20 protein-coding genes are annotated in these 26,495 nt (G+C 61.0%); 10 read left to right on the forward strand and 10 right to left on the reverse strand.

Annotation, left to right across the window (positions count from 1 at the left end; translation table 11 throughout):
* Positions 1 to 4 precede the first annotated feature (4 nt).
* Complete coding sequence (locus ACILSO_RS26565; RefSeq protein WP_395740511.1) at positions 5 to 2,005, forward strand: PhnD/SsuA/transferrin family substrate-binding protein; 2,001 nt, start codon at positions 5 to 7, stop codon at positions 2,003 to 2,005.
* Positions 2,006 to 2,069: 64 nt separating this feature from the next.
* Here ACILSO_RS26565 and ACILSO_RS26570 read toward each other — a convergent pair whose 3' ends face one another.
* Entirely contained in the window at positions 2,070 to 2,765 is a 696-nt protein-coding gene (locus ACILSO_RS26570; RefSeq protein WP_395740512.1) for a succinylglutamate desuccinylase/aspartoacylase family protein, read from the reverse strand.
* Positions 2,766 to 2,882: 117 nt separating this feature from the next.
* On the opposite strand from ACILSO_RS26570, the gene ACILSO_RS26575 reads away from it, so the two are divergent.
* Positions 2,883 to 4,445, forward strand: coding sequence for a sialate O-acetylesterase (locus ACILSO_RS26575; RefSeq protein ID WP_395740513.1), 1,563 nt, complete (start codon positions 2,883 to 2,885; stop codon positions 4,443 to 4,445).
* 65 nt (positions 4,446 to 4,510) lie between these two features.
* Here the strand turns inward: ACILSO_RS26575 and ACILSO_RS26580 are convergent, their stop codons facing one another.
* The 4 genes from ACILSO_RS26580 to ACILSO_RS26595 all read right to left on the reverse strand — a co-directional run bounded on the left by ACILSO_RS26580 (position 4,511) and on the right by ACILSO_RS26595 (position 9,440).
* A complete protein-coding gene (locus ACILSO_RS26580) occupies positions 4,511 to 5,413 on the reverse strand; it encodes a DUF475 domain-containing protein (RefSeq protein WP_395740514.1) in 903 nt (300 codons plus the stop codon).
* Positions 5,414 to 5,532: 119 nt separating this feature from the next.
* Entirely contained in the window at positions 5,533 to 6,903 is a 1,371-nt protein-coding gene (locus ACILSO_RS26585) for a hypothetical protein (RefSeq protein ID WP_395740515.1), read from the reverse strand.
* A gap of 44 nt (positions 6,904 to 6,947) precedes the next feature.
* The gene (locus ACILSO_RS26590; protein ID WP_395740516.1) at positions 6,948 to 7,109 is read right to left on the reverse strand and encodes a hypothetical protein; all 162 of its coding nucleotides are present in this window, start codon (positions 7,107 to 7,109) and stop codon (positions 6,948 to 6,950) included.
* Positions 7,110 to 7,190: 81 nt separating this feature from the next.
* On the reverse strand, positions 7,191 to 9,440 hold the full coding sequence (locus ACILSO_RS26595; RefSeq protein ID WP_395740517.1) for a heavy metal translocating P-type ATPase: 2,250 nt from the start codon (positions 9,438 to 9,440) through the stop codon (positions 7,191 to 7,193).
* A gap of 23 nt (positions 9,441 to 9,463) precedes the next feature.
* Between ACILSO_RS26595 and ACILSO_RS26600 the strand changes: the two genes are divergently transcribed.
* Positions 9,464 to 10,114: a lysophospholipid acyltransferase family protein gene (locus ACILSO_RS26600; protein ID WP_395740518.1), complete on the forward strand. Its 651-nt coding sequence runs from the start codon at positions 9,464 to 9,466 to the stop codon at positions 10,112 to 10,114.
* On the opposite strand, the gene ACILSO_RS26605 is transcribed toward ACILSO_RS26600, so the two are convergent.
* Positions 10,115 to 11,518, reverse strand: coding sequence for a sulfatase (locus tag ACILSO_RS26605; protein WP_395740519.1), 1,404 nt, complete (start codon positions 11,516 to 11,518; stop codon positions 10,115 to 10,117).
* A gap of 150 nt (positions 11,519 to 11,668) precedes the next feature.
* On the opposite strand from ACILSO_RS26605, the gene ACILSO_RS26610 reads away from it, so the two are divergent.
* Together ACILSO_RS26610 and ACILSO_RS26615 are read left to right on the forward strand one after the other, a co-directional pair.
* Positions 11,669 to 11,890, forward strand: a complete 222-nt coding sequence (locus ACILSO_RS26610; protein ID WP_395740520.1) for a hypothetical protein — start codon at positions 11,669 to 11,671, stop codon at positions 11,888 to 11,890.
* Between the two features lie 59 nt (positions 11,891 to 11,949).
* Positions 11,950 to 12,078: a hypothetical protein gene (locus tag ACILSO_RS26615; RefSeq protein ID WP_395740521.1), complete on the forward strand. Its 129-nt coding sequence runs from the start codon at positions 11,950 to 11,952 to the stop codon at positions 12,076 to 12,078.
* A gap of 15 nt (positions 12,079 to 12,093) precedes the next feature.
* Here the strand turns inward: ACILSO_RS26615 and ACILSO_RS26620 are convergent, their stop codons facing one another.
* Entirely contained in the window at positions 12,094 to 13,551 is a 1,458-nt protein-coding gene (locus tag ACILSO_RS26620) for a sulfatase (RefSeq protein WP_395740522.1), read from the reverse strand.
* 37 nt (positions 13,552 to 13,588) lie between these two features.
* A complete protein-coding gene (locus ACILSO_RS26625; protein WP_395740523.1) occupies positions 13,589 to 14,227 on the reverse strand; it encodes a DUF1080 domain-containing protein in 639 nt (212 codons plus the stop codon).
* Between the two features lie 138 nt (positions 14,228 to 14,365).
* On the opposite strand from ACILSO_RS26625, the gene ahcY reads away from it, so the two are divergent.
* Both ahcY and ACILSO_RS26635 read left to right on the forward strand, forming a co-directional pair.
* Complete coding sequence (gene ahcY, locus ACILSO_RS26630) at positions 14,366 to 15,769, forward strand: adenosylhomocysteinase (RefSeq protein ID WP_395740524.1); 1,404 nt, start codon at positions 14,366 to 14,368, stop codon at positions 15,767 to 15,769.
* A gap of 152 nt (positions 15,770 to 15,921) precedes the next feature.
* Entirely contained in the window at positions 15,922 to 17,025 is a 1,104-nt protein-coding gene (locus tag ACILSO_RS26635; RefSeq protein WP_395740525.1) for a patatin-like phospholipase family protein, read from the forward strand.
* 12 nt (positions 17,026 to 17,037) lie between these two features.
* Here the strand turns inward: ACILSO_RS26635 and ACILSO_RS26640 are convergent, their stop codons facing one another.
* The gene (locus ACILSO_RS26640; RefSeq protein ID WP_395740526.1) at positions 17,038 to 19,785 is read right to left on the reverse strand and encodes a TIR domain-containing protein; all 2,748 of its coding nucleotides are present in this window, start codon (positions 19,783 to 19,785) and stop codon (positions 17,038 to 17,040) included.
* Positions 19,786 to 19,821: 36 nt separating this feature from the next.
* Positions 19,822 to 21,363, reverse strand: coding sequence for a hypothetical protein (locus ACILSO_RS26645; protein WP_395740527.1), 1,542 nt, complete (start codon positions 21,361 to 21,363; stop codon positions 19,822 to 19,824).
* A 146-nt stretch (positions 21,364 to 21,509) separates the two neighbouring features.
* On the opposite strand from ACILSO_RS26645, the gene ACILSO_RS26650 reads away from it, so the two are divergent.
* From ACILSO_RS26650 to ACILSO_RS26660, 3 genes are all read left to right on the forward strand, one after another.
* Entirely contained in the window at positions 21,510 to 22,316 is an 807-nt protein-coding gene (locus tag ACILSO_RS26650) for a transglutaminase domain-containing protein (RefSeq protein ID WP_395740528.1), read from the forward strand.
* A gap of 361 nt (positions 22,317 to 22,677) precedes the next feature.
* A complete protein-coding gene (locus ACILSO_RS26655) occupies positions 22,678 to 26,046 on the forward strand; it encodes a PAS domain S-box protein (RefSeq protein WP_395740529.1) in 3,369 nt (1,122 codons plus the stop codon).
* Positions 26,043 to 26,495: a response regulator gene (locus tag ACILSO_RS26660; protein ID WP_395740530.1), complete on the forward strand. Its 453-nt coding sequence runs from the start codon at positions 26,043 to 26,045 to the stop codon at positions 26,493 to 26,495. Before ACILSO_RS26655 ends, ACILSO_RS26660 begins: the two co-directional genes overlap by 4 nt.

Genomic DNA, 26,495 nt, shown 5'->3' on the forward strand with positions numbered 1-26,495 from the left:
GGTTATGAAACTACGTCTGACTCAACTCGCCCTCGCAGCATGCCTGCTGGCAGCCAGTGCTGCGCAGGCCGAAACAATCTCCATGCTGGTGATGGACCCTTTGTCCAAAGATCTCGCATGCGACTGCGTGAAAGGCTATGCGCAGCGCAACTACCGCGCGCTGGCCGCACATTTGCAGCAGAAGACCGGGATTGAAATCACCGTGACCCATGCGGAAAAAATAGCGACGGCATTAAAAGAGATGAAAGGCGCGCCGGGCATCATCATCGGCAAAAAATCCGTCGTGCTGAGCGAGGCGGCAAAAAACAAACTGGAGTTCACGCCAGTGGCCCGGCTGACAGGGAAGGACGGCAGCGCCAGCCAGCAGGGGCTCATCGTGGTGCGTCGTGACTCACCCGTCAAAACTCTCGCGGATCTCAAAGGCGCCCGCATCCTCTTCGGGCCGGAGGATTGCGAGGAAAAATCAGCCGCAGCCATCGCCTTGCTCAAGGAGGCAGGTGTGGCAGTGCCTGAGAAACTGGAAACGTCTCCTTCATGCAGCACCGCGGCTGAGGCGCTCATGAAACTTCCCGCAGGCGAAAATGCCGCGGCGGTGATCTCGAGTTATGCGGAGCCTTTGCTCTCGGGCTGCGGCACCATCAAGCAGGGCGATCTGCGCATCGTGGCAACGACGAAAGACGTGCCGTTCATCACCGCTTTTGCGAGCAGTGGATTGAGCAAGGAGCAGATCAAAGCTATCACCGAGGCATTGCTCGACACTGGAGGCGATCCTGAACTGCTCAAGGTCATGGAAAGTGTGCTTGGTTTCATCGACATGACAGAGCCGGATGGCAAGGTGGTGCCGAAACCGGTGGGCTGGCACCAGTTTCGTGGTCCAAACCGCGATGGCGTCGCGCCCTGGCTGCCTGCCGCATTGCCTGAGAAAATGGTTCCAGCTTGGCAAGTGGAAGTGCCTGCGGATGGCGTTGGCGGTATCGCCGCGACGGAGCGTGAGGTCATACTCGGAGCACGTGACTCCCTGGACGGCGCAGATGTTTTTTTTTGCCTCGAAGCCGCCAGCGGCTTGGAACGATGGCGATTTGAATATCCTGCGACAGCGCGGGAGCCGCTCGATTATGGCAACTCTCCCCGGGCCACGCCCCTCATCTCCGAGGGGCGTGTTTTTTTGTTGGGAGCTTTCGGACATTTGAACTGTGTCGATCTCGCCAGCGGAGAGCTGGTGTGGACCCGTCATCTGCCCCCGGAATTCGAGGCGGCGCTGCCCAAGTGGGGCTGCACCGGCTCGCCGCTGCTTCATGAAGGCCGGCTGATCGTGCAACCCGGCGGACGTGAGGCCTCGCTCATCGCACTGGATCCGAAGACCGGAGATGTGCTGTGGGAATCTCCGGGCCGTCGAGCCAGTTATGCCGGTTTCATTGCCGCCATCGTGCACGGAAAAGCCCAGCTCGTCGGTTACGACGAGGAGACCCTTGGCGGATGGGATGCGGCGACGGGCAAACGCCTGTGGGAGCATAAGCCGGAGCAAAAAGGTGATTTCAATGTGCCCACGCCGTTCATGATCGGACAGCGGCTGTGCGTGTTCAGCGAAAACAACGGCACGCGCCTCTTTGAATTTGATGCAGCAGGCAGGCTGATCGACACACCCGTTGCCCATTACGAAGACCTCGCCCCGGATGCCCATTCACCTGTGCGAGTGGGAGCACGTATCGTCGGTTGCAGTCAGCAGTTGCAATGCCTGGATGCGCAAACTCTAAAACCATTGTGGAATCTTGAGGATCGCGACTTTGGCACTTACGCCTCCATCATCAGCGATGGCCTCGGCCGCACCCTGACGCTTTCTGACAAAGGCTGCCTGATGCTCCATGATGTGAACGGACCCAAGGCTAAAAAACTGGGCCACCTGCATGTGTGCGAGAGCAACATCCATGTGCTGAGCCATCCTGCGATCGTCGGCAACCGGCTCTACCTGCGCCTCGGGCAGCAGGTGGTGTGCATGCTGTTGTAGGAGCTGAACTGAATCCTCACGCAGCCGGCCGCGCATGCGAGCGGGTCATTGAGGCTCCATTTTCTCACAAATTCGCCGCATACGCCTGCAGCTCCCGATATTCCGCCAGGATCCGCTTCACCGCCGCAACGGTCGCTTTCACCTGCGCGTCCATCGGAGCCAGCGCGGGTGTTTCAAAGACGATCTCCAGAGCATGGGGGCGCTGGTCGGGTGGGGCGCGGAGGATGCCGAGGTAGCCTTCTTTGATGATGCCGCGGGAGGCGCGGAAGCCGTCGATGATGTCTTGTTCGTTGCGTGGCAGAAACTGGCTTGAGGCCTGCAGCGCGGGCTCCAGCAGGTGCTCGCTGAGAAGCGCTCCGCTGACGAAGCCGTAGCAGCCGTCCGAGGTGTCGTCGGAGTGCAGTGAAATGATGCCGTCGTAGCTTTCACGGCGCAGCTCGGCTTCGAGGAAGATCACTTCGGGCTCGACGGAGCCGCACCAGAATTCGCGGTTCAGATCCAGCCCGCTGTGGCTGTGCCGGGTGCCGAGGTGGCAGCCGGTGGGATTGCACACCGGAAAGAAATGCAGCTCGTAGTCATGAAGCTCTTCTGGTTTTCCAGAAGCCCAGGCAATGAGCTCGTGAGTGGCCAGGGTGCCGGCTTCTTCATCGCCATGAATGCCGGCGAAGATGCCGATCTTCATGCCATGGCCGGCCTTCACAGGCTGGCTGACAATCTTCGGCAGGAAGTTGTCTGATGCTGGCGGGTTGTTTTGAATCATCCGGGGGCGGTCTGCAAATGGGAGGGAAGCACCCCGGTTTCAAGCGCTGACTTTGCCGATGAAAAGACTTTGAAAACCGCCCGTCCCGCTGCGTTTCTTTGCCCCTCTATTTTAACCATGAGACTTCTCTCTCTTACCACCCTCCTCGCAGCGCTGGCGCTCAATGCCCGCGCTGAACTCAAACTCCCCGCCATCATCGGCGACAACATGGTGCTGCAGCAGAAGCAGACGAATCCGCTGTGGGGCTGGGACGCTCCCGGCACGGAGGTGACGGTGAAGTTTGGCGATCAAACCAAAACCGCGAAGGCTGGTGCCGATGGCAAGTGGACGGTGAAGCTGGACCCCGTGCCTGCGAGCGACAAGCCTGCGACGCTTTCCATCAAAGGCAGCAGCGCGAAGGAAATCAAAAACGTCCTCGTCGGCGAGGTGTGGATCTGCTCCGGGCAGTCCAACATGCAGTGGAGCGTCAGCTCCAGCTGGGACTCCGATCTGGAAATCGCCTCGGCGAAGTTCCCGAACATTCGCCTGATCACGGTGCCAAACGTGGGCACGCAGGAGCCGCAGAAAGACTTCAAGGGTGAGTGGAAAGAGTGCTCTCCGGCCACGGTGGGCGGCTTTAGCGCCGTCGGTTTCTTCTACGGCCGCGTGCTGCACAAGATGCTGGATGTGCCGGTGGGCCTGATCAATAACGCCTGGGGCGGCAGCGCCTGCGAGGCCTGGGTGAACCGCGGTGAACTGGAAAAAGACCCGCGCTTCAAGCTGCTGATGGAAAACACCAAGAAGAACGAGGCCACCCTGAATTCCCCGGCGGCCAAGGCCAAGTATGACGCCGATCTCGCCGCCTGGACCAAGCTGGCTGAGGCAGCCAAGAAAGAGGGCAAGCCCTTCAACACCCGCGCTCCCGCACCGCCCACCGCCTGGCTGAACGGAAACGCGCGCCCCGCGAACATCTACAACGGCGCCTTGCTGCCCACCATCGGCTACGGCATCAAGGGCGCCATCTGGTATCAGGGCGAAACCAACGCCGGCCGTGCCTATGAATACGCCAGCCTCTTCCCCTTCATGATCCAGAACTGGCGCAATGAATGGAAGCAGGGAGATTTCCCATTCTACTGGGTGCAGCTGGCCGACTTCATGGCCGAAAAGACCGACGCCAGCCAGGCCGTGATGAGCGCGTGGGCTGAGCTGCGCGAGAGCCAGACGAAGACGCAGAACGCCATCAAAAACGGCGGCCAGGCCGTCATCATCGACCTCGGTGAGGCAAACGACATCCACCCAAAAAACAAGCGCGATGTGGCCGAGCGTCTGGCCCGCTGGGCGCTGGTGAAGGACTACGGCATGAAGCTGCCTTACCGCAGCCCCGAATTCAAAGCCGCGAAGTTTGAAGGAAACAAAGCCACTGTCACGCTCGACACCTTCGGCAGCTCCTTGCGCACCATTGATGTCGGCGAGGTGAAGGGCTTCATGGTCTGCGGTGAAGACAAAAAGTGGGCCTGGGCCGAGGCAAAAATCACCGGCAAGGACACGGTCGTGGTCACCGCCAAAGACGTCGCCAATCCCGTGGCCGTTCGTTACGCCTGGGCGGACAATCCCGTGTGCAATCTCTACAGCGCAGAGGCACTGCCGGTCACGCCCTTCCGCAGCGACGACTTCGAGATGATCACCAAGCCCAAGCCCTAAGCGGCACACAGAGCATCTGCCATCGCTTGATTCATCCATCCCCCGGCATCACCGCCGGGGGATTTTTATTTCGGGCTCGCGGCCTTGCGGCTCACGGCGTTCCAGATGGCGTTAAAGGGCCAGGCGATCACACCAAAGACAGCACCTGCGATCTTGGCCACGATTTTCACTGGCAGGCGGAACAGGCGCATCAGCGGGCGCAGCACGCCTTTGACGGCGGCATTTTTCTCGTAGGCCAGATGCAGCAGAAGGATGCTGATGATGCCGGCAAATTTCACCGACTTGGCGATGTGGTAGTGCCCGCCTCCCTCGCTGATGAGGCTGAATCCGCCGGGTTCCACCACATGCTTGACGTACTGGTCCCAGTAAAGCTCCAGGCCGAGCAGCATGCCCACGAAACCGACCAGCAAAAACGCGGTGTGCTCCAGCCAGGGCTGCCGTTCCAAAAGCTTGATGCAGTAGCCCGCCACCAGCCGCAGCGTGATGATGCCCAGCGTCACGCCGATGTACACCAGCACCTTGCTGTCCCGGGCGAAGGCCACGGCGGCCACCACGTTGTCAAAACTCAGGCTCAGATCCAGCAAGGCGATCATCGCGATCGTGGAGGCAAAGCTTTGAGGCACCTTCTTTGCCTTGCTTCCATCCGTCTCATCATCGTCATCCTGGGCGGCAAAGTGGTCGCACATGAGCCACACAAGATAGAGGGAGCCCAGCAGCATCAGCCAATGGTTGCCCATGATGAGGCTGGCGGTCAGCAGGGCGACAATGCGGAAGCCGTAAGCCCCGATGTAACCGATGTTCATCGCCTTCTTGCGCTGCTCTTCGTTCAAATGCGAGGCCATTGCGGCGATCGCCAGCGCATTGTCCACTGAGAGCAGGCCTTCGATCAAAATCAGAGCCAGCACCACGGGGATGCCCTCTTTTACGGTGTGCCAGATGTCAGCGGCGGCGAGAAATTCATGTATCATCAGCCTGCAAGATGGCGGACGGAGAGAGGGCTTTCCAGTACCAATTCAGGCGAAAGAAAAACACCCCGTTTTCGGAATGCGAAAACGGGGTGTTTAGGCGGAAACAGTCGTAAGAGCGATTACGTGTAGGAGGATTCCACGCGCCGTGCCACGTCCTTGTAGCCGTAGTCGGCGTTGTAGATTTCCTTGAGCGCTTCCAGGCTGCCAGCCTTGTCGCCCATCTTTTCCATCACGTTGGCCAGTTCGTAGAGCACTTCCTTCTTGGTGGCATCCATGACGAGGAGCTCCTTGGACGCCTCCATCAGCGAGGTTTTGGCCAGGTCGTTCATGTTCTTGCGCTCGAAGCAGCGGCCCAGCATCAGGATCGCCTTGATGCGCAGGTTCGGGCTCGCCTTGGCCTGCTGCAGCTCGGGAAGGGCTTCTCCATACATGCCGGCGTTGAAATAAGCCTGGCCCAGTTCGTAACGCAGCGCCTTGTCGGTGGGGTTGCGGTCCACACGGGTCTTGGCGTCGTTGATGACCACGCTGGCGCGCTGGCGGCGGATTTCGGCAAGCTGTGCGCGTTTGTCTTCGATGTCAGGCGCGTCCGGATCTGCCTCGATTTCGCGCTCGTAGTCCGCGATTTGCTGATCCTGCACCTTGTCGCGAAGGATTTCCACCTTGCGCTGGAGCGCCACGTCCCCGGGGTTCAGGGTCAGGGCGTAGTCAAAGAACATGAGGGAGGTCTCGAGCTGGTTGAGGCGCTCGTAGAGCTCGGACATGCGCTTGACCACGAGGATGTTGGTCTGGTCGGCATTGTACTGCTCGATGGTCTTGGCCAGCAGCTGCTCCATCTGCTCCTGGGTCATGCCCTGGCGGTTGAAAAGTTCGATCTCCTGGGCCTCGGCCGAGTTCTTCTTGGTCTCGTTGAAGTTGCCGGAGTTCCAGCCGCCCTTCTGAATGGAGCTTTGAGCGGCGGCGTTTTTTTCGCCCTGCTTGGCCTCCATGTCGCGCGGGTTGATCTTGACGATGGCGCTGTAGGTGTTGGCAGCCAGATCTGGCTGCTTCTGCTCCATGTAATGCTGCGCCAGCTTGTGCATGTTCTTGGTGTTCTCCGGATGACCGCCGCGGATGGTCTCCAGCGCAAAGGACGCCAGCTCCGGGTAGTTCATCTTCATGGCCAGATCATACAGCTGCTCGTTTGCACCGAGGTTGAAGGGGTCCTTGCGGAACACGTTTTCCTCCATGTCGGCGATCGTTTCAGCGGGGTCTTTCTTGGCGGTGGGCTTGAAGCCGCCGAGGCTGAAGCCGAATTTCTTGCCGCCGCTTCCGACGACTTCACCTTCAGCGCTGCGCAGCAGTTTGCGGCCATCCAAAAATCCGACGTTGGCCGTCACAATGGGCAGCACCTGGTCAATGACGTACTCCCAGTTTTTCCGCTCGGCGGAAATAAGGGCTTTTTTCCAAAGGGCTTGGTATTTGGGGTCGAGGTCGGCTTCCTGAACGGTCATAGTGCTTGGGGGGTCCTGTCTTGGTTAAATAAAAAATGCGGCGGCTACTTCTTTCCGCCGCCGAACCAGGCGGCGATGCCATGCAATTCGGCGCCTGTTCCTTCGGTCAGACCCTTCATGCTGAATCCGTGCTCAAAGAGCACCATCCAGAAGAAGGTGGCGACGAGGAAAGCGATGGTCCAGAGGACTTTGGAGAGAATGCGCATGCCGAGATTTTGCCTACTTTATGAATAAAAGGTGTGAATCGTCCAGCACGGAGTTGCGCAGATGGAAAATGCGGGGCTGGATTACTCCTTCTCAAACAGCAGGCGCAGGCTGTTCAGGCACACCACCACCGTGCTGCCCTCATGCGTCAGCACGCCCAGGGTCAGCGGCACCCAGCCGAACAGGGAGGCCACCGCCATGATGATCACGCTGCCCAGAGAGATGATCAGGTTCTGCTGGATGATCCCGCGCGCACGCTGGCTGATGCGCCGCGCGGAGAGCAGTTTTTCGATTTTGTCCTGCATCAGCACCACGTCGCTCTGCTCCAGAGCGGCATCGCTGCCCCGCGCCCCCATGGCCACGGAGACATACGCCGCCGCCAGGCTCGGCGCGTCGTTCACGCCATCGCCGATCATCGCCACCTTGTGGCCGGTCTGCGTCAGCTCCCGGATGGCGGCCACTTTGTCCTCCGGGTGCAATCCGGCACGCACTTCGGAGATGCCAAGCTTCTCTCCCACCTCGGTCGCAGCGGCGCGGCGGTCGCCGGTCAGCATGATGGTGCGCACGCCCTCGGCGGCCAGTTTTTCCAGCACGACCCGGCTTCCGGCGCGGATCTCGTCCTTCAGAAGGACGCGCCCGACGATCTGCTCGTGCAGCACCCAGACCTCGCTGAACCCCAGGGGGGCGTCCGGCACCCCGGCCAGCACCGCTCCGAGGGCGCTGTCTTTCACAAGTTCGCGCCTCCCCACGTAGCTCAGTCCGCCAGCCGTGCGCCCGCGCAGGCCTTGGCCTGTGATCGACTGAAATTCTGCCAGCTTGTCCACCACGATGCCCTGGGATTTGGCAAAATGCGTGATCGCGCGGGCAATGGGGTGGTTCGAATTCGCCTCCAGGCTTGCCGCGATGCGCAGCACATCCTGCTCCCGGCCGGCGGGGAAGCTCTCGATCTTCGTCACCTTCAGCTCGCCTTCCGTGAGCGTCCCCGTTTTGTCCATGGCAATGACGTTCACCTCAGCCAGCTTTTCGATCGCGGCTCCACCCCGGAACAGCACGCCGCGGCGTGCCCCCCAGGCGATTGCGGCCAGGATGGCTGAAGGGATGGAAAGCACCAGCGCGCACGGGCTCATCACCACCAGCAGCGTCATGGCACGGTAGAAGGACGACTTCGAGGCCGCGGTGTTTTCCAGCGGCGGAATGCCAAAGGCCAGCCACCACACAAAAAACATCAGCGCCACCACGCCCAGAGTGAAAAGGGTGTAGGGCGTGCCAAAGCGGTCGGTAAAACGCTGGCTGGGCGCGCGCAGGTGCTGCGCGGTCTGGATCAGGGAAATGATTTTCGCCAGGGCGCTCTGTGTGGCTGGCCGGTCCACACGCACATGGACCAGACCCCACTGGTTCAAGGTGCCGCCGTAGATGGCCGCACCCGGTTCCTTCGCTATGGGCACCGCCTCGCCGGTGAGAGTAGACTCATCTGCGGCCGTTGTGCCTTCGATCACCGTGCCGTCCACGGCGAAGAGTTCGTCCGGCTTGACCACGATCACATCTCCCACCTGCAGCGTCTGCACGCCGCGGTCCTCGGTGGTTCCGTCCGGCTGCAGCACATGGGCAAATTTGGGCGCCGCCTTGGTCAGCGCATTGATTTCCCGGTGCGTGCGAAACATCACAAAATGCTCCAGCGCCCCGGACGTGGAAAACAGGAACAGCAGCAGCGCGCCTTCCTCCCATGCACCGATCGAAACAGCCCCAACAGCCACAGCGAGCATCAGGAAATGCACATCCAGGCGCCGCTCGCGCAGGTTTTCCCAGGTGTCCTTGGCAGCATCCCAGCCGCCGGCGATCAGAGAGATGGAGAGCAGGCTCTTGGGAAGCCAGGCCGGCGCGGCAAAGAAACGCTCCGTCACATAGCCTGCCACCAATGTGACCGCGCAGATCCCCGCCTGCAGTGCCAGGAGGCGCCACTCGTCATCGCTTTCCTGTTCCAGTTCGTCCGGCTCCGGCCAGGCAAAATCACGCCACTTCCAGAACTTTGGCGCGGTCGGGCAGGAGGGCTTTTCCAGCACAAGCGCGCCATTCTTCTGCTGCACACCCAGCATGCCGCTGCTTGGCGGCACCTGGCCGTTTTGTTTCAGCCACCGGGCATCCACCGCCCGCAGCACTTCAGAGAGCTTCGCCTGCAGCAGCTCGCCATCCACCTGGCCCAGAGTGGCCATTTCCACCCTTTTGGAGTCCGGATTCAGCCGGATGGATTCCACCGCCGGTTCATCCATCAGGAAATTCGCCAGCGCATCCATCCAGTGGGATGAATCGGTGGAGGTGGGGGTGGAGTTCGGCATAAGCGGGAAGCTAATCCATACGAATGAGCAAGACGCGTGACAACCCGATCTTCCGCGTACATGATTTGCACATGATTCGCAGTCTCATCGCCGGATCACTGCGTGTGTTCTCCGGCTCCATCGCGCGCTGGCAGGGCTGCGCTCCAGAACCTGTCCAGCGCGTGTACTTCGCCAACCACACGAGCAACCTCGACGGCCCGGTGCTCTGGGCCTCCCTGCCGCCGCAGGTGCGCGCCCTCACGCGCATGGTGGGCGCCAGGGACTACTGGTCCGTTGGACGCGTGCGCCCGTTTCTGGCCTGCCATGTTTTCAATGCGGTGCTCATCGAGCGCAAGAAGCCCACGCCCGAGGCCAATCCTCTGGTCGAAATGGTCGATGCCATGGGAGAGCGCCACTCGCTGATTCTTTTCCCTGAAGGTGGCCGCCAGACCAGCCCCGAGCCGCAGCCCTTCAAGCCCGGACTCTATCACATAGCCAAAAAGCGACCGGACGTGCAGCTGGTGCCCGTGTGGATGGAGAACCTCAACCGCATTCTACCCAAGGGCGAAATTCTCCCAGTGCCCGTGCTCGGCAGCGTCACTTTTGGCGAGCCGATCCGCCTGGAGGAAGGGGAGTCCAAGGTGGACTTTCTGGTGCGTGCACGCGAAGCGGTGCTGCGCCTGCGGCAGCATTGATCACCTCGCGATGGGCGGCAGTTTTTCCGCGAGCCGGGCGCGCAGTTCCTTTAGAGTGGCTGCGTGCTGCGGATCATTTGCCAGGTTGGTGTATTCCTGCGGATCTTTGTCGTGATCGTACAGCTCGATGCCGTTTTTACCTTCGTCCCATTCGGTGCAGCGCCAGCGCGCCGTGCGGATGGTGCGGCCCCAGAATTCAGCGTCTGGCCCACGACGTGCCTGGGTGAAGGCAGCGTCCTGGATGGCCGCCGAAGGATCGCGCAGAGCGGGGGACAGGCTGAGGCCCTGCAAGTGCTTGGGGGCGGGTACACCGCAAAGCTCGCAAAGGGTGGGATACACGTCCAGCAGCTCCACGAGGCTCTGGCTGCGCTGACCGCCGGTCTTCATGGCGGGCGTGTGCATGATGAAAGGCACGCGGGCGCATTCCTCAAACAGGCTGCGTTTGTGCCACAGGCTGTGCTCGCCGAGGTGCCAGCCATGGTCGCTGGTGAAAATGATGATCGTGTTGTCATCCAGCCCCATCTGCTTGATCGCCTCCAGCAGGCGCCCGGCCTGCGCATCCACGTAGCTCACGCAGGCCAGGTAGGCGCGGATGGCGGCACGCCGCTGCTCCGGCGTGCAGGTCAGCGCGTAACCGGGCACGGCCCCGTTGCGCGCGGGTGCGGGGATGTCCGCTTTATCATCCGCGGGGGCTTCAGGCAGTGTGATGTTTTCCAAAGGATACAGATCAAAATACTTCGCGGGCGCCACCAGCGGCAGGTGCGGGCGATGGAAGCCGACGGCGAGGAAGAACGGCTTGGTCTTGTCGCGCTTGCCAAGCCATTCGATCGCGGTTTTGGCAAAATTGCCGTCCACCAGCTGGTCGTCATCGCCGGGAATTTCCTGCCAGCCAAGGCCCTGCTTCTTGCCAGTGTTCACCTTGACCGCGCTCTCGCGTTTGGGCGGGTAGGGCAGCTCGCTTTTGAAGGGCGTGCCAAAGTCCCATGCCTGCGGGTCGTCCATGCTTTCGAGTCCGGTGGGGACGCCGAGGTGGAAGATCTTTCCGCAGCGCGCTGTGGCATAGCCGTTGTTGCGGAAATGGTGAGGCAGCGTCAGCACATCGGGGATGTTTTTGTACAGGTTATCCTCGTTGTTGGTCACGCGCGTCGTGTTGGGCCGCAGGCCGCTCATCATGGACGAGCGCGAAGGATTGCAGTGCGGGAACTGGCAGTACGCGCGTGTGAAAAGCACGCTGCGTTTGGCCAGCGCATCCAGATTCGGAGTCTTCGCCTGGGAATAATCAAAGCACTGCAGCGTGGCCGCCAGATCGTCCGCCATCATCAGCAGAACGTTGGGGCGCGTGTCTGCGGCGAATGCCGACGAAAGCGTGAGGACCGACGAAATCAGGAGGGCTGGGAGGCGCATGGCAGGTGAATGCTGTGAGTCGCTGAACGAACCGGCGGATGGAGATCCTTCGTCCATGTGCGGCGTTCTTTTGCCCCTCAGGCTTCCCCTGAGGATCGGGACAGGGAGCGCTCGGGTTGTCGGGAGAGAGCGGTGTTTTATGCTCGTATCATGAATACTTCTGTCACACCCGAAAAAGTGGAGCCGCCCGTCACACCGCCTCCGTTGGAACCAGAGAAGGTTCCCGCAGTGATACGGGACCGAAAGGCCTCGGACACCCAGCAAAGCGTCGACAAGGCAGCCGGTGATGAAGGCATCGACGACGCCCAGGACGGTGCCGCGACCTCCGCTGAAGACCTGGAAGACCACGAAGAAGATCTGGGTGAAGAGTAGTGCCCGCACACTCAGCAAGCCGTCTTCTGACTTTTACCACCTCAAGTCGCTCCCCCGTTATGAATGCCGCCGCTACCACCCCGAAGCCGCAGACCGCTGAACCCACGGACAATCAGCCTTCCCTGGATCCAGACGAAGTTCCCACCGTGATCCTTGACTGGCGTCCTTCGCCCAAGTCCGCCAAATAGCGGTCGTCCCAAGGTTCATTTTGGCTGCGGGTTCTTGAACTCCTGCACCGGAAACTTCTCGCGCAGCCGCTTGCCCAGAGCCTCGATGATCTTTGTGTGCTCGGGCTTGTCGGCCACGTTCACGTTGTTCTGCGGGTCGTGGACCATGTTGTAAAGTTCGTACTCGGTTTTAGCGCCGGGCTTGGTCCATTCCACGTAGCGCCATTTGTCGGTGCGCATGGTGAGGCCGAGGTAGCCGGCTTTGGGGTACCAACTGTAGGCCGCGTCGTTGACGGCGGCGGCGGGATCATCCAGCACGGGCTTCAGACTGCGTCCCTGAAACCCGGTGCTGGCAGGCAGCCCGCAGAGCTCGGTGAGAGTCGGTGCCAGGTCCACCGACTGCACGAGTGCCTCCGTTTTTTCACCGGCATGCTTCATGTCTGGCGTGGAGATGACGAGGCAGTTGCGGGTGGCGCCTTCGTAGTTGTTGTGCTTGCTGCCCCACCAGGTGTGCTCGCCCATGTAGTAGCCATGGTCGCTCCAGAAGACGATGATGGTGTTCTTCGCCAGGCCTGTTTCATCCAGCGCTGCCATCAGACGGCCCACCTGGGCATCCACGTAGCTGATGGCGGCCAGGTATCCGTGCAGGCACTCGCGTGCATAAGGCTCCGGCAGTTCCCCTTCGGGCACGCCGGCATACCAGCGGAAATCATTGCCTGAGGTGGCTGCAAACTGGGGCGCGCCTTTGGGCAGAAAGGTGTTGGTGGCCAGCGGCAGCTTGGAGCGGTCATAGAGGTCCCAGTACCTTTTTGGGGAGATCCATGGCACATGCGGATTGGAGAAACCGACGGCGAGGAAGAAGGGCTGCGCGGGAGTCTTTGCGTGCTCGCGCAGTTGTGCGATGGCGTTGGAGGCACAGTCACCGTCCAGGAGGTCGTCGTCAGCACACTCGACCGCTTCAAAGGCGGGCACCGCCGACATCCGGGACCCTTTGCCTTTGTCTGGAATGACGACGCCTCTGGCCTTCGCGTCTTGAATGTATTTTTTTACCCCCTCCTGCGTGGCGGCGCTGGTGCGCGGTTTTTTGCTGCGCCAGGCGCGCACGGTCCAGGAGGCCTCGTCATCAATGCCCTCATGGTAGATCTTGCCCAGGCTGCGCGTGTGGTAGCCGTTGTTTTTAAAATGCTGCGGCAGCGTGGTGATGTCCGGCAGGGTGGTGCGCAGTGTGCGGCCGATCTCAAAGATGCCCGTGGTGGCCGGGTAGCGTCCGCTGAGCATGGAGATGCGGGAAGGGGAGCACAGCGCCTGCTGCACGTAGCTGCGCTGAAACACCATGCCGCGCTTCGCCAGCGCATCGATGTTCGGTGACTTCACCGTGGTGTCTCCGTAGCAGCCGAGCTGCGGCCGCATGTCATCGCTGGCGATGAAGAGGACGTTGGGAGGGGTCGCAAAAGCGGATGCCAGTGTGCAGGCAAGGGCAAGTAGGAGGCGCATGCACCGCTAAACGCAGTTGGGAACCCTGCCTATCGGCCTACTTAAGCTCCTTGATCCTCACATTTCGGTACCACACCGGCAAGGCCTCATCCTGAAAGGCGATCTGCCCCGCGTTCGGACGGTCTGCCATCTTCATGGCTTCGAGTGTCGTGTCGATGACCTGCTCGCCATTAAAGACCACCTTCACGCTGCGGCCCTTGACGGTGATGGTGTAGCGGTTCCACTCCCCGGCGGGTTTGACCATGTTTTTGGAAGGGCCGATCCCGTGCACGATGCCGCCGCAGTCATGGTGACCCGGCTTTTCGAGGCCGTAGGTGTCCAGAATCTGCACCTCAAATCCGGTCTTCACCGGCTCCTTCATGTCCGCTACACGCATAAAGACGCCGCTGTTGCCCTTGGCGTTGATCTTGAATTCGAGGTCCAGCACGAAGTCGCCGTAGAGCTTTTCGGTGGCGATGTAGGCATCGTAGCGCTGCCAGCCCTTTTCACCCTCCCGTGGGTGCAGGGTGAGGCTGCCGTCCGCCTCCACCACCCAGTTTCCGGTGGTTTTCCAGCCGGTGAGGTCCTTGCCGTTGAAAAGTGGGGTGAACCCGGAGGCATCCGCAGCGGGGTGCAGGTCTTCGGCGTGGGTGAAGGCAGCAAGGCAAAGGCAGGCAAGAACGGAGGCAAATTTCATGGCGGTCAGTTCAAACGCTCATTCCCCGCAGGATAAATCCCCGTTTGACATCTGGGCATCTATTTGGAACATATCATCGTATCTTGATACGTTGATTTGTTCCATTTCAACCAAACCTGAACCCACGACCCACACCTCATGTCCGACTACAAAGTAAAAGACATCGCCCTCGCTGACTTCGGCCGCAAAGAACTCGACATCGCCGAGAGCGAAATGCCCGGCCTCATGGCCACCCGCGAGAAGTACGGCCCTAAGAAGCCCCTCGCTGGCGTGCGCATCACTGGCTCCCTGCACATGACCATCCAGACCGGCGTCCTCATCGAGACCCTGAAGGAACTGGGCGCTGACGTGCGCTGGGCTTCCTGCAATATTTTCTCCACCCAGGACCACGCTGCTTCCGCCATCGCCGCCTCCGGCACCCCCGTCTTCGCCTGGAAGGGCGAGACCCTGGAAGAATACTGGTGGTGCACCTGGAAGGCCATCATCTTCCCCGGCGACAACGGCCCCCAGCTCATCGTTGACGACGGTGGCGACGTCACCCTCCTCATCCACAAGGGTTATGAAATGGAAAACGGCGACAAGTGGGTCGAAACCCCTTCCGACAACCACGAAGTGAAGGTCATCAAGGACCTCCTCAAGGACATCGCCAAGAACCAGCCCGGCATCTTCCACAAGATCGTCAAGGACCTCAAGGGCGTCTCCGAAGAGACCACCACCGGCGTGCATCGCCTCTATGAAATGGCCAAGGCTGGCAAGCTGCTCTTCCCAGCCATCAACGTGAACGACAGCGTCACCAAGTCCAAGTTCGACAACCTCTACGGCTGCCGCGAGTCCCTTCTGGACGGCATCAAGCGCGCCACGGACGTCATGATCGCCGGCAAGGTCGGCGTCGTCTGCGGTTATGGCGACGTGGGCAAGGGCTGCGCCGCTGCTCTTCGCGGCATGGGCGCCCAGGTCATCGTGACCGAAATCGACCCCGTCTGCGCCCTGCAGGCCGCCATGGAAGGCTACCGCGTCATGCCCATCGAGGACACCCTCGGCACCGGAGACATCTACGTCACCACCACCGGCAACAAGGACATCATCCGCCTTGAGCACATGGAGAAGATGAAGGACCAGGCCATTGTCTGCAACATCGGCCACTTCGACAACGAGATCCAGGTGGACAAGCTCAACGCCCGCACGGACGTCAAGCGCCTCAACATCAAGCCCCAGGTGGACAAGTACACCTTCCCGGCTGGCAACAGCATCTTCATGCTGGCAGAAGGCCGTCTCGTGAATCTCGGCTGCGCCACCGGCCACCCGAGCTTCGTCATGAGCAACAGCTTCACCAACCAGTGCCTGGCCCAGATCGACCTTTGGGAAACCAAGGACACCCGCCCTGTCGGTGTGACCGTGCTGCCCAAGAAGCTCGACGAAGAAGTGGCCCGCCTCCACCTGGCGAAGATCGGCGTGAAGCTGACCAAGCTCACCCAGGAGCAGGCCGACTACATCGGCGTGCCCGTCGAAGGCCCCTACAAGACGGATCACTACCGCTACTAAAGCAGCCCAGTTGCGCCGCAGCTGGCGCAGCAACACTTACCCCACCCCAAAACCCCAAAGCGCGGACGGTCGGAAGGCCGGCCGCGTTTTGTTTTTTGTGTGCCCGACATCTCCTGTTTGTTTTCCGCTCACCCTTTCGTAAAAGTCCGCGCGTGACTTCCGAGCATCTCACCCAGGACAAACCGCGCCGTCGTATCCTCGCTCTTGATGGGGGCGGCATTCGTGGCGTTTTCACCATCGAAGTTCTGGGGCGCATGGAGACGCTGTTGCGGGAGCACACCGGAAACAAGGATCTGGTGCTCGCGGATCACTTTGACCTGATTTCCGGCACCAGCACAGGGGCCATCATTGCCACCTTTCTCTCCTGGGGCATGCCGGTGAATGCGATCCGGCAGCTTTACTCCGAGCAGGCGCAGCGCATGTTCACCCGCGCCCCGTGGTGGCAGTTTCATCGCGGCAAGTTCAGCGATGCCAACATCGCCAGCATGCTGCGCAGCATTTTTGTCGAGGAGGACGGCACGCCGGCGCTGCTCGGCACCTCCCGCCTGCGGACCCTCCTCTTGATCGTGATGCGGAACGCCACCACCAGCTCCGCCTGGCCGCTTTCGAACAATCCCAACGCCCTGTACAACCAGCGCACCAATGCGGACGGCAGTCCGAATGAAGAGTGCAATCTTAACCTGCCGCTCTGGCAGCTCGTGCGTGCCAGCACGGCCGCGCCAGTTTACTTTCCGCCGGAGAAGATTCAGCTCGGCAAGCAGCACTTTGAGTTCCTCGACGGAGGCATCACGGCCTACAACAATCCCGCAGTCATTGCCTACCTCATGGCCACGCAGCCCTGCTACCGGGTGGGCTGGCCCACTGGCGCCGATCGCCTGCACCTGGTCTCCCTCGGTACGGGGCAGCTCCGCTCACGCCTGAACGCGTTCCTGCGCCGCATCCTGGGAAATCTGAGCTTTGCCGCCACCGTCCCCTCGGGGCTCATGGACTCCATCTCACGCGAGCAGGACATGCTTTGCCGCACGCTCGGCCGCACCCTGTACGGCATCCCGATCGACAGCGAGGCCACGGAGATCCGCGGCCTGGACCAGTTCACCTACGCGCGCTTCAACCGTGAATTCAGCCTCGCTGAAGTGCTTGCCGCCGAAAAAGCCCACGGCGGCGGCTTCAGCCTGGACAATCTGCGCATGATCCGCTTCCTCACCGAAGAAGGTCAGAAATTCGGCGAGCAGGTGAAGCTTGAGCACATCCTCTGAGGACTCCTCAAGTCACCGTGCTGTCTCCGTCAGCTTTTGCATCAGTTCCTTCACCCTCGCAGAGGACTGCTTTACGGCGTGCAGTTCTCCCACGGCACTGAGCTGAAGTCCGGCGAGGGTTTCCCCCAGTTCGGCGAGCACCGGATAAAGCGCGGGTTTGGCGCGATGCAGCAGCATGCCTTCCACATGGGCGGTATCATCATTGAGATAAGGCTCCCGCGCCGTCTCCGGCTCTCCGGCAATGCTCTCCCAGTGGAAGATGCGGTCGCACAGCGGCTCGCCGGAGGCGCAGTCCCACAGCATGGTCCAGGTCAGCGAGGCATTCGGCGGCTCCCAATGCGCGCTGCGTGTCAGCAGCACGGATCGATCGGGCGAGAGCATCGCTGCTTCCAGCTTGTCTGCCGCGTTGAGGTCGGTGAAGAAGACTGCTTCATCCAGTGGCTTGGACAAAGGTGCGCCTGAGGCGAGGTCAAAAACCTGATATTCAAACTGACGCGTAAGGGTCACCAGCGCGTCTCCTTTTCCCGCAGGCCGCATGTCGGCCACCAGACCCCGCAGCGTCTGTTTGTGGGCGCCGTGTTCAGGATCGATCACGATCTCGCTTCCACGGCCGTCCGCCACCATGCGTGCCTTGCCATTCTCCAGCAGGAAGGCGGTCACCGCCCCACCGGCGCCTTCCAGGCTCATTCCTTCGGGCGACACCTGCGCATGGGCTGCCACGAGTTTTTCATCCACGCTCGCCTGGAAGATTGTTTCTTCTTTCTCGCCCACCTTCCGCGTTACCCTCACGCTTCGGTCTTCATCCTCCGTGTCTATGCGCAGGCTCGGGCGGGATTCGGGCTGGCCCGCGAGAGACAGCGCGGAAATCTTGATGGCGCGGTGCATCCTGCTTCCGACTTGGAGGAGCACACCGCCTTCGGTGTCCGCTCGAATGGCATCCACCGGCTGCTCAAGCTTCAGCACCGGCACGTTTGCTTCGTGCTGAGTGCTGGACGCAGGCGTGAACCACACCTCCGCATCGTCCGAGGCTGTCACCAGCGTTGGCTGGGCGCCCGGCAAGAGCAGCGCTGCGCGGATGGCGGAGTGGTGTGGCACCACGGCTTCTTCGTTCACGTACGTTTCCTCTGGATTTTGCGGCTGCGTGATGTTCAGCCAGTAGGCATCTCCACGTGACGAGCCGGCCAGCAGAGTGCAGTGCTGCCCTTCTGCATCCTTCCTCTCGGGCGTGAAAGATACCGTGGTAAACACCGCGCCTTGATAGTTGGGATGACTGCCGCTCGCCTGTATGGTTTCCCCCACCTTCACCCCGCGCCTGAAGTCCCAGATTTGCAGATACTCCGGCTGCCGCCAGCGCTCCACACCCACGGCCAGCCAGGTGCCGTCAGGAGAGAAGATCATGCGGTTGATGTTGCCCACCCAGAAGTCCGCATCAGCATCGGCCTTCAGCCATTCGCAGAGCGGTTTCCCCTCCGCGTCGTACACCCGGAAGTGATGCAGCCCCGCTCCGGCATGGTTGGAGCCTTTGTCTGAATCCACATCCTCGCACCAGGACACGGCCACGAGGCCGTTTGGGCCTTTCACCACCATGTCAAATTTCCCCGGTTCTTGGTTGTCGGGAATGACAGCCGGCTTCACAAAGGCGGGCACCTCAGGTTTTGCTTCTTCCTTGGCGGGAGGAGCGGCGGGTGCAGCGCCGGCGTCTTCCAGCACCCACACATCCCGCTGCTGCATAAAGGTCAGCAGCCGGCGTGCGGAGGTGGCATGCGCGTGCTCGCGCACCGCACGAGAAAGATAGGCCAGGCCCTCCAGCGCGGTGCGCCGGTCCTTCAGGCGTGTGCTTCCCTCACGAAAGTAGGCGATGCCAAGCGTGTCAGACAGCTCATGGGATTTCTGGGTGACCTGGTCGCGCTGCGCCTTGGCTTCGTTCGCATTGCGCACCGCCAGCACGCCTGCGATCAGCGCCACCACCGCCAGACCGCTCACCGCCGTCAGCCACCGGCGCAGCACCTTGGCACGCTGCTTTTGTTTTTCGATCTGGTACGCCTTGTCACGCGCAGTGAGGACACCCAGAGGCACTCCCAGCACCCCAGCCACAATTTTGAGCAGCATCAGGTTCTGCTGCCGCATGTACACATTCACCTGCTCATTCGCCGCCTTGTCCGGCATGCCCGCGGCCTTCAGCACATCGCGATACGCCGCAGGCGAGGTCCAGCCCTGACCGCCATCATGCAGGCGGAAGTCCGCCGCGATCGGCTCCGCCAGCTTCTCAATGAGCTGACCGTCCTCTCCGATCGCATGCCGCAGCGGCTTCGGAAAGCACTCGCGCTCCATGTTGGTGGCCATGGTGGGCTCCCCATACAAGATGGCGGCGAGGATGCGGTCCTGTTTGCCAAGCTGCTTGAAGCGCAGGATTTCATCCGCCACAAAGGAGCTGCGCACCGCGTTCGGCGAGCACAGCACCACCAGAAAGCGTGAGTTCTGCAGCGCTGCCTCAATGGGCGTGGAAAGGCTCGCATCTGCCGGAAGTTCCTCCTCGTCCCGAAACACCGGAAAGATGCGCTCGGGGATGATGTCGCCGCGCTGGTTCTTCGTTCCCACCAGGTCCGCCGGCACTTCGTAGGTCTCCAGCGTTTGATGCAGCCAGGTGGCCCACTGGCGGCCTGGCTCCTTATTGTCCGCGTGGCGGTAGCTGATGAAGCACCAGTACTCGCGTTTAAGTCGTCCGGTGTCAGTGCTGGAGGAAGGAGCTGGGTCAGCCATGAATGATTTGAGAAGAATGTTTCGACACGTTGCTTTTCAGCGCTTGCTGGAGCTGGCGGCCGCCCGCCATTCACGCAGTTCGTCCAGCAGGATGCTCTCGCAGCGTGCCACGGTGTGGCGGATCGTGGATTCCGTTTCGAGCCCTTGCAGGGAGGCGCGGAGCTCGCGCAGGGACTGCACCATCTGCGGGTAGCGTTCCTTGCGCCGGCCCGCGTCCAGCGCATGGCGCAGGCTGGTGAAAACGCCCGCCATCAATGGCAGCGCGATGGGTAGAAATCCCACCGCGAGCCAGGTGGAGAATCCATTTTCCAGACCCCAGCCGTCGGGCGCACGCCAGATCTTGCTCAGCTTGTTCAGCACGGAAGCCAGCACGAAAGGCGGGGCCAGCCGGGTGCACCAGTCGCCCAGCCAGCCAGTGAAACTCCACCACCGGACCGTGGCGGGGTTCATCGCCGTGTAGTGGCGGATCTGCCCGTCCGGATGTTCATCGCTCAGGCGCGTGGAGAGGTAGTGGTCCCGCTGCGCCACCACACTTGGGTGCGTATGACGGGACTGCACCAGCAGCCCGGCGCTCAGCGCGAAGCGGTGCCACTCTCCATCCAGCCAGGAGATCGCCGGATGCAGCGGATCCATGATCGGCACGCTCGCACGCAGTCCGCGCACCAGTTCGCAGGCAAAGCGGCAGCGCAGCCAGCGGTCTCGAACCTGCCGGTGGCGCAGAAGAAAGTTCATCCACAGCGCCACGCAGACCAGCGCCAGCTCGGTCAGGGAGACCACCCACTTGTATTTCTCCCACAGCGCCTGCTTGTCCATCATCTTGAAGGTCACCAGCGCTGCGAGAACGGCCGCCACACCATGGATGAGGATGATGCGCACCAGCGACGGGCGCAGCTTCTCCGCTTCATTCATCGCGATCTCGTCCAGGCGTTGCTGCAGATCATCCGGTGTTCCCGCTTCCTGCATGCCTCCGCCACCGGCAGCATTCGCTATGCCGTTCAGCTCGTCCAGAATGGCATCCCGCCCGATGGCCTCATCAAAGCCAGCATCTTTGACCGCCATGCCGTCTGCAGGCTGAATGTGCAGCACCGGCAGGCCCATGGCCCGCGCCTGTGCGATCATCTGCGCCGTGCCGCCAGAGCCTCGCGGCGGCTGGCCGTCCCACACGGCGATGAGGACATCCACCGCCTCCAGCATGGCGATGCCCTGATTGAAATAACACTCCGGCCGGGTGGACTCTCCTTCCACCGTGCGCAGGGAATCCGGGCCCGGCACAGCCGCCGCGCGGTCCATCTGCGCTTTGGAGCGCGCCCAGGTGGCCGGCGAGGAAAAATCCTTCTCAAATTCCCCCTCCGCCAGGGGCAGCAGCACATGCACCGGGATGCCCAGCTCCCGCGCTGCCTCTATGCAGACCACGTCCGTCCCTTCCGCGGCGCTCACATACAGCTCGATCCCGCCTCCTGCTTCTGCGGAGCGCTGCTGAAGCTCCTTCAAGGCCGTCGTCAGCGCAGGGCGGACCGCCGCCTCTGAAAAACGGGAGCGGTGCCCGCAAAAGCCAACCAGATGACGAGTTCTCAGCATGCGGTCACAGGAAGCAATCTCCCTGCACTTGCGCAAGTTCCTCCCGCGACTTTTCTCGCCTGCCTGCAAAGGCTTTGGCGACGTAATCGTTGCTCCCGGGCTTCGAAATCAGGTTGCTCATTCGCCGTCACCTGCGATTTGACAGCATGATTCTCGATGCCTCATGCAACCTGGACTACCAGACCACGGAGGATGTGCCCGCGATCTTCATGCTGCGCCCACGCAGTGGCTGGGCGCAGTGGATCATGCGGGAGCAGTTTCACCTCTATCCGCAGGTGCCGGTGCTCGAGTTCACGGACGTTTATGGAAACCTCTGCCAGCGCACCGTCATGCCGGCCGGCCATTTTCATCTCTCCGTGCAGTTTCGTGTCCAGGTGCCTGACCATGTGGATTCAGATCCCGACGCGCCCTTGAGTCTGGTGCAAAATCTGCCGCCGGAAGTGCTGCACTTTTTGCTGCCCAGCCGCTACTGCCAGTCAGATGAGATGGCCGGCCTTGCAGCTTCGGTTGTTGGCGGCGTGCAGCCCACGTATCAGCAGGTCGAACAAATCCGCACCTGGATTCACCAAAATGTCCGCTACGAATCCGGCACCAGCAACAGCAGCACCACCGCGCAGGAGACACTGCACACCCGGCGCGGTGTGTGCCGTGACTTTGCCCACCTCGGCATCGCACTCTGTCGTGCCATCAATGTCCCGGCCCGCATGGTGGTGGGCTTTTTGCATGATCTCAACCCGATGGACCTGCATGCCTGGTTTGAGGCCTTCATCGGCGGCCGCTGGTTCACCTTTGATGCCATGGAGCAACAGACCCGCGGCAATCGCATCGTCGTCGCCTATGGGCGCGATGCAGCCGATGTGGCGCTGGCGACGATGTTCGGCAGCTTCACGCTCGAAAGCATGCAGATCACCGTCAAGGCGGTGAACGCTCCTTTTGCCCAGCGTTTTGGATGATCTGACCTTCGCCCGAACGCCGAGGAAGAAATGGAGCCATCAGAGCCGGCTCGATAGGAAATTGACGGATGGCGATGTCACGATCTCCCCGGCAAAAGTGCGGCCACGTCTAAATAATAATTTATAGCGCGCCCGTCTTGTATCCATTTAGGCAAGAAGTGCTTACACTTGAGCATTGCGTCTTCTGACGGCTGCGTAAGATTAAATAGGCCGATCATGGGGCAATAGTAATCTCTCTGTCATGCTGTTATCTCTCCAACCAACGATTCTAAGGGGCGTACAGGGCCCTGAAATCGAATGGGTTTGCGCTGTGATTTGCAGTACGGGGAGCAGGGAAATCAAATGAGAAAATGCTGACGTGATGATTCAGCGCTTTCTCCCGCCGCGTTCTGCTTTGCTGCTTCCTCTGGCGGCACTCGGAGTTCAGTGGCTTGCCTGGTCCTGGCTGCAGCCGCTTGTGTGGTTCATGTTCTACCCGGCGGTGTTTTTCAGCTCGTGGATCGGCGGACTGCGTGGCGGTCTATGGGCGACGGTTCTTTCCGCCCTGCTTGTGTGGTTCTTTTTCATCCCTCACCGGTTCTCGTTCGCCACCCAGGATGTGCATTCGCTGCTCTCGGTGGTGCTCTTTGTGGGCATGGGCGCGCTGATGGCGCAGGTCCATCAGCGGCTGATCCAGAGGAGCCTGCAGGTGTCCAAGGCACTGGCTGCTCTCCGCACCGCGAATGAGCAGCTTGAGTCCAATGTTTCTGCACGCACGCAGGAGCTTTCGCTTAGCCGTGAATCCATCCGTCTCGGCAATGCGCGCCTCACAGGCATCTTGGACTCCGCCCTGGACTCCATCATCAGTGTGGACGGCAGTCATGCCATCGTGCTCTTCAATGCCGCAGCAGAGGAAATGTTTCGCTGTCCGGCCGCAGAGGCCTTGGGGCAGCCGGTTCAACGTTTCATTCCGCAGGGCGTTCCTCACGCGGCCGGTCAGCAGACTGACGATGGCGTCCAGCACAGCCCTGCCTTGGCTTTTCCGCACGAAGTGAAAATTTTGAGCGGCATGCGCGCAGATGGCGGGGAGTTCCCCGTCGAAGCATCCATCTCCCAGGTCGAAGTGGCGGGCCAGTCCCTGATCACCGTCGTTTTGCGTGACATCAGCGACCGCCAGAAAGTGGAGAAAACCTCGGCTTTGCTGGCAGCCATCGTCGAATCATCGGCGGATGCCATTGTCGGCAAAGATTTAAACAGCATCGTCACCAGCTGGAATGCGGGTGCGGAAAGCATGTTCGGCTATCCGGCCAGTGAAATCGTCGGGCGCCCCATCACGCTTCTCATCCCTCCGGATCGACAAGATGAGGAAGACCTGATCCTGTCCCGGATCAAGCGGGGCGAGCGCATGGAGCATTTTGAGACCATGCGCCTCACCAAATCGGGGGCGCAGATCGCGGTCTCTGTCACCGTCTCACCGATTCGGAATGCACAGGGCGTGGTTGTCGGAGCCTCCAAAATCGCACGCGATATCACAGAGCGTCAGCGTGCGCAGAACGAGCTGAAAACAAAGCAGGAGCATTCCCAGTCGCTCCTGCGCCTGGCGCGCCAGCTCGAACAGGTGGAAAGTTTGGCTGATATTCTGCAGGCAGCAGGGTCGGAACTTCGGGCCACCCTTGGCTTCAAACACGCCTGGTTCTATCTCTTCTCGGACGACCGTCGTTCCATGCGGCTGGTGCTGGCGAACGGCCACGCTGAGCCTTCTCGGAGAGAAAACAGTGATGAAGAACTCCTCATCGCGGGCGATGCCATGCTCGAAGAACTCGCCGCCGCCGAACACATCGTGGTGGTGGAGGACGCCCGGCTGGATCCGCGGACAAACAAAGAAACCGTGGCAAGGCTCGGCAGCCGTACCATCGTGAACATGCCGGTGTCGATGTCCGGTCGAAAACTGGGCGTCATTGGCGCAGGCACTTTTGGCGATGAAGGCGTGCGTACGCTCGGGCCGGCGGAGCGGGAGTTCTTCTCCGCTTTGGCGAGTCACCTGGCCGTGGTGCTGGACCGCACCGAGCAGATGGAGCGGCGCCAGCAGGTGGAAAAAGCCCTGCGGGAAAAAGATGCGCTTCTGCATGCCGCAGACCGGCGCCTGGCGGAAATGGTTCATGGCATGACCGAGGCCTGCTTCGTTCTGGATGGCGGGTGGAACTTTGTTTTTGTGAATGATCGCAGTGAAACACTGCTCCGGCATCGCCGGGAGCAGATGCTCGGCCACACCATCTGGGAGGTGTTTGACAAGCTCCTGGGCACGCCCATGGAGAAGCATTACCGGCGCGTCATGTCGGAGCGCGTGCCCATGTCCTTCGAAGCCTTTTCTCCCATCGCGGAGCGCTGGCTGGACATCCGGCTCTTCCCCACCGGGGACGGTCTGGCGGCCTTCCTGCTCGATGTGCATGAGCGCAAGCTGGCGGAGGAGGCGGTCAGGCAGTTGAACACGGAACTGGAGCAGCGCGTGACCGAGCGCACCACGCAGCTCGCTGCGGCCATCGCAGAACTCAGCCAGAGCCGCGCCGAACTCCAGAGCCTCTTTGATTCGTTGCCAGGCCTTTACCTGGTGCTCACGCCTGAATTCAAAATCGTGGGGGTGAGTGACGCTTATCTTCAGGCCACCATGACCGAACGACAAAACATCATCGGACGGGGACTCTTCGAAGTCTTCCCGGACAATCCGGACGAGCCTGGCGCAACGGGAGAAACAAATCTCCGCGCTTCACTGGTCAGCGTTCTGGAGCGGCGCAAGGCTCACACCATGGCCATCCAGAAATACGACATCCGCAGGCCTGACGGCGTGTTTGAGGAGCGTTACTGGAGTCCCGTCAACTCCCCCCTGCTGGATGCCGCTCAGCAGGTGAAGTACATCATCCACCGGGCGGAGGATGTGACCGAGTTCGTGCTCAGGAAATCACAGGTCACCGAAAGGGATGAAGAACGGAGAATCCGCATGGAGCAGATGGAGGCGGAGATTTTCCACAGTTCACAAAAGATCCAGGCGGCAAACCTGCAGCTTGAAGCCGCCAACAAAGAGCTGGAGTCGTTCTCCTATTCCGTGTCCCACGATCTTCGCGCGCCCCTGCGCGCCATGGATGGCTTTTCACGCGCCGTGCTGGAGGATTACGGGCCTCAGCTCCCGGCGGATGGCCAGCGCTATCTGCAGGTCATTCGCACCAGTGCGCAGCGCATGGGCAGTCTGATCGATGACCTGTTGAGCTTTTCGCGGTTAAGCCGCGCTGCCATGTCCAGACGCACGGTCGATGTCCGCCGCCTTGTGCAGGACACGCTCGAAGAACTGAGCAGCCAGCGGGACGGCCGTGACGTGCACGTCCATGTAGGCGATCTTCCCCCTTGCGAAGGGGATCCCGCCCTGCTGAAGCAGGTGTGGATCAACCTTCTGTCCAACGCCTTCAAGTACACGCAGAAGCGTCCTTCCACCGAAATCGAAATCGGCTGCAAAACGGAGCAAAAGCCCCACACCTATTTTGTGAAGGACAACGGCACCGGCTTTGACATGCGCTACGCCCACAAGCTCTTTGGCGTCTTCCAGCGTCTGCATCGCGCCGAGGACTACGACGGCACAGGCGTCGGCCTCGCCATCGTCCAGCGCATCATTCACCGCCACGGCGGCCGGGTCTGGGCGGAGGCCGCTCCCGACCAGGGCGCCACTTTTTATTTCACCCTTGAAGGAGACATTGCGTCATGAACGATAACAACATCATCGAAATACTGCTCGTCGAAGACAGCCTGGAAGACTTGGAGCTGACCCTGCGCGCCCTGCGCAACTCGAACCTTGGCAACCACATCCAGATTGCCCGGGACGGTGCGGAGGCACTGGACTTCATCTTTTGCGAAGGCCCGCATGCGGGTCGGAGGATTGAGGACATACCCAAGCTGATCCTGCTTGATCTCAAACTCCCCAAAGTGGACGGCCTCGAGGTCCTCGAGCGCATCAAAGGCGATCCGCGCACCAGGCAAATCCCGGTCGTCATGCTCACCTCCTCCAAGGAGCAGACGGATGTGGTCAAAAGCTATCAGCTCGGAGTCAACAGCTACATCGTCAAGCCGGTGAACTTCGAAGGCTTCACCGCCGCTGTGCAGGAGCTCGGCATGTACTGGCTTCTGATCAATCAACCCCCAAAGATGGAGAAATAA

Origin of the sequence: Prosthecobacter sp. (assembly GCF_044226605.1) — a bacterium.
Classification (GTDB): Bacteria; Verrucomicrobiota; Verrucomicrobiia; order Verrucomicrobiales; family Verrucomicrobiaceae; genus Prosthecobacter.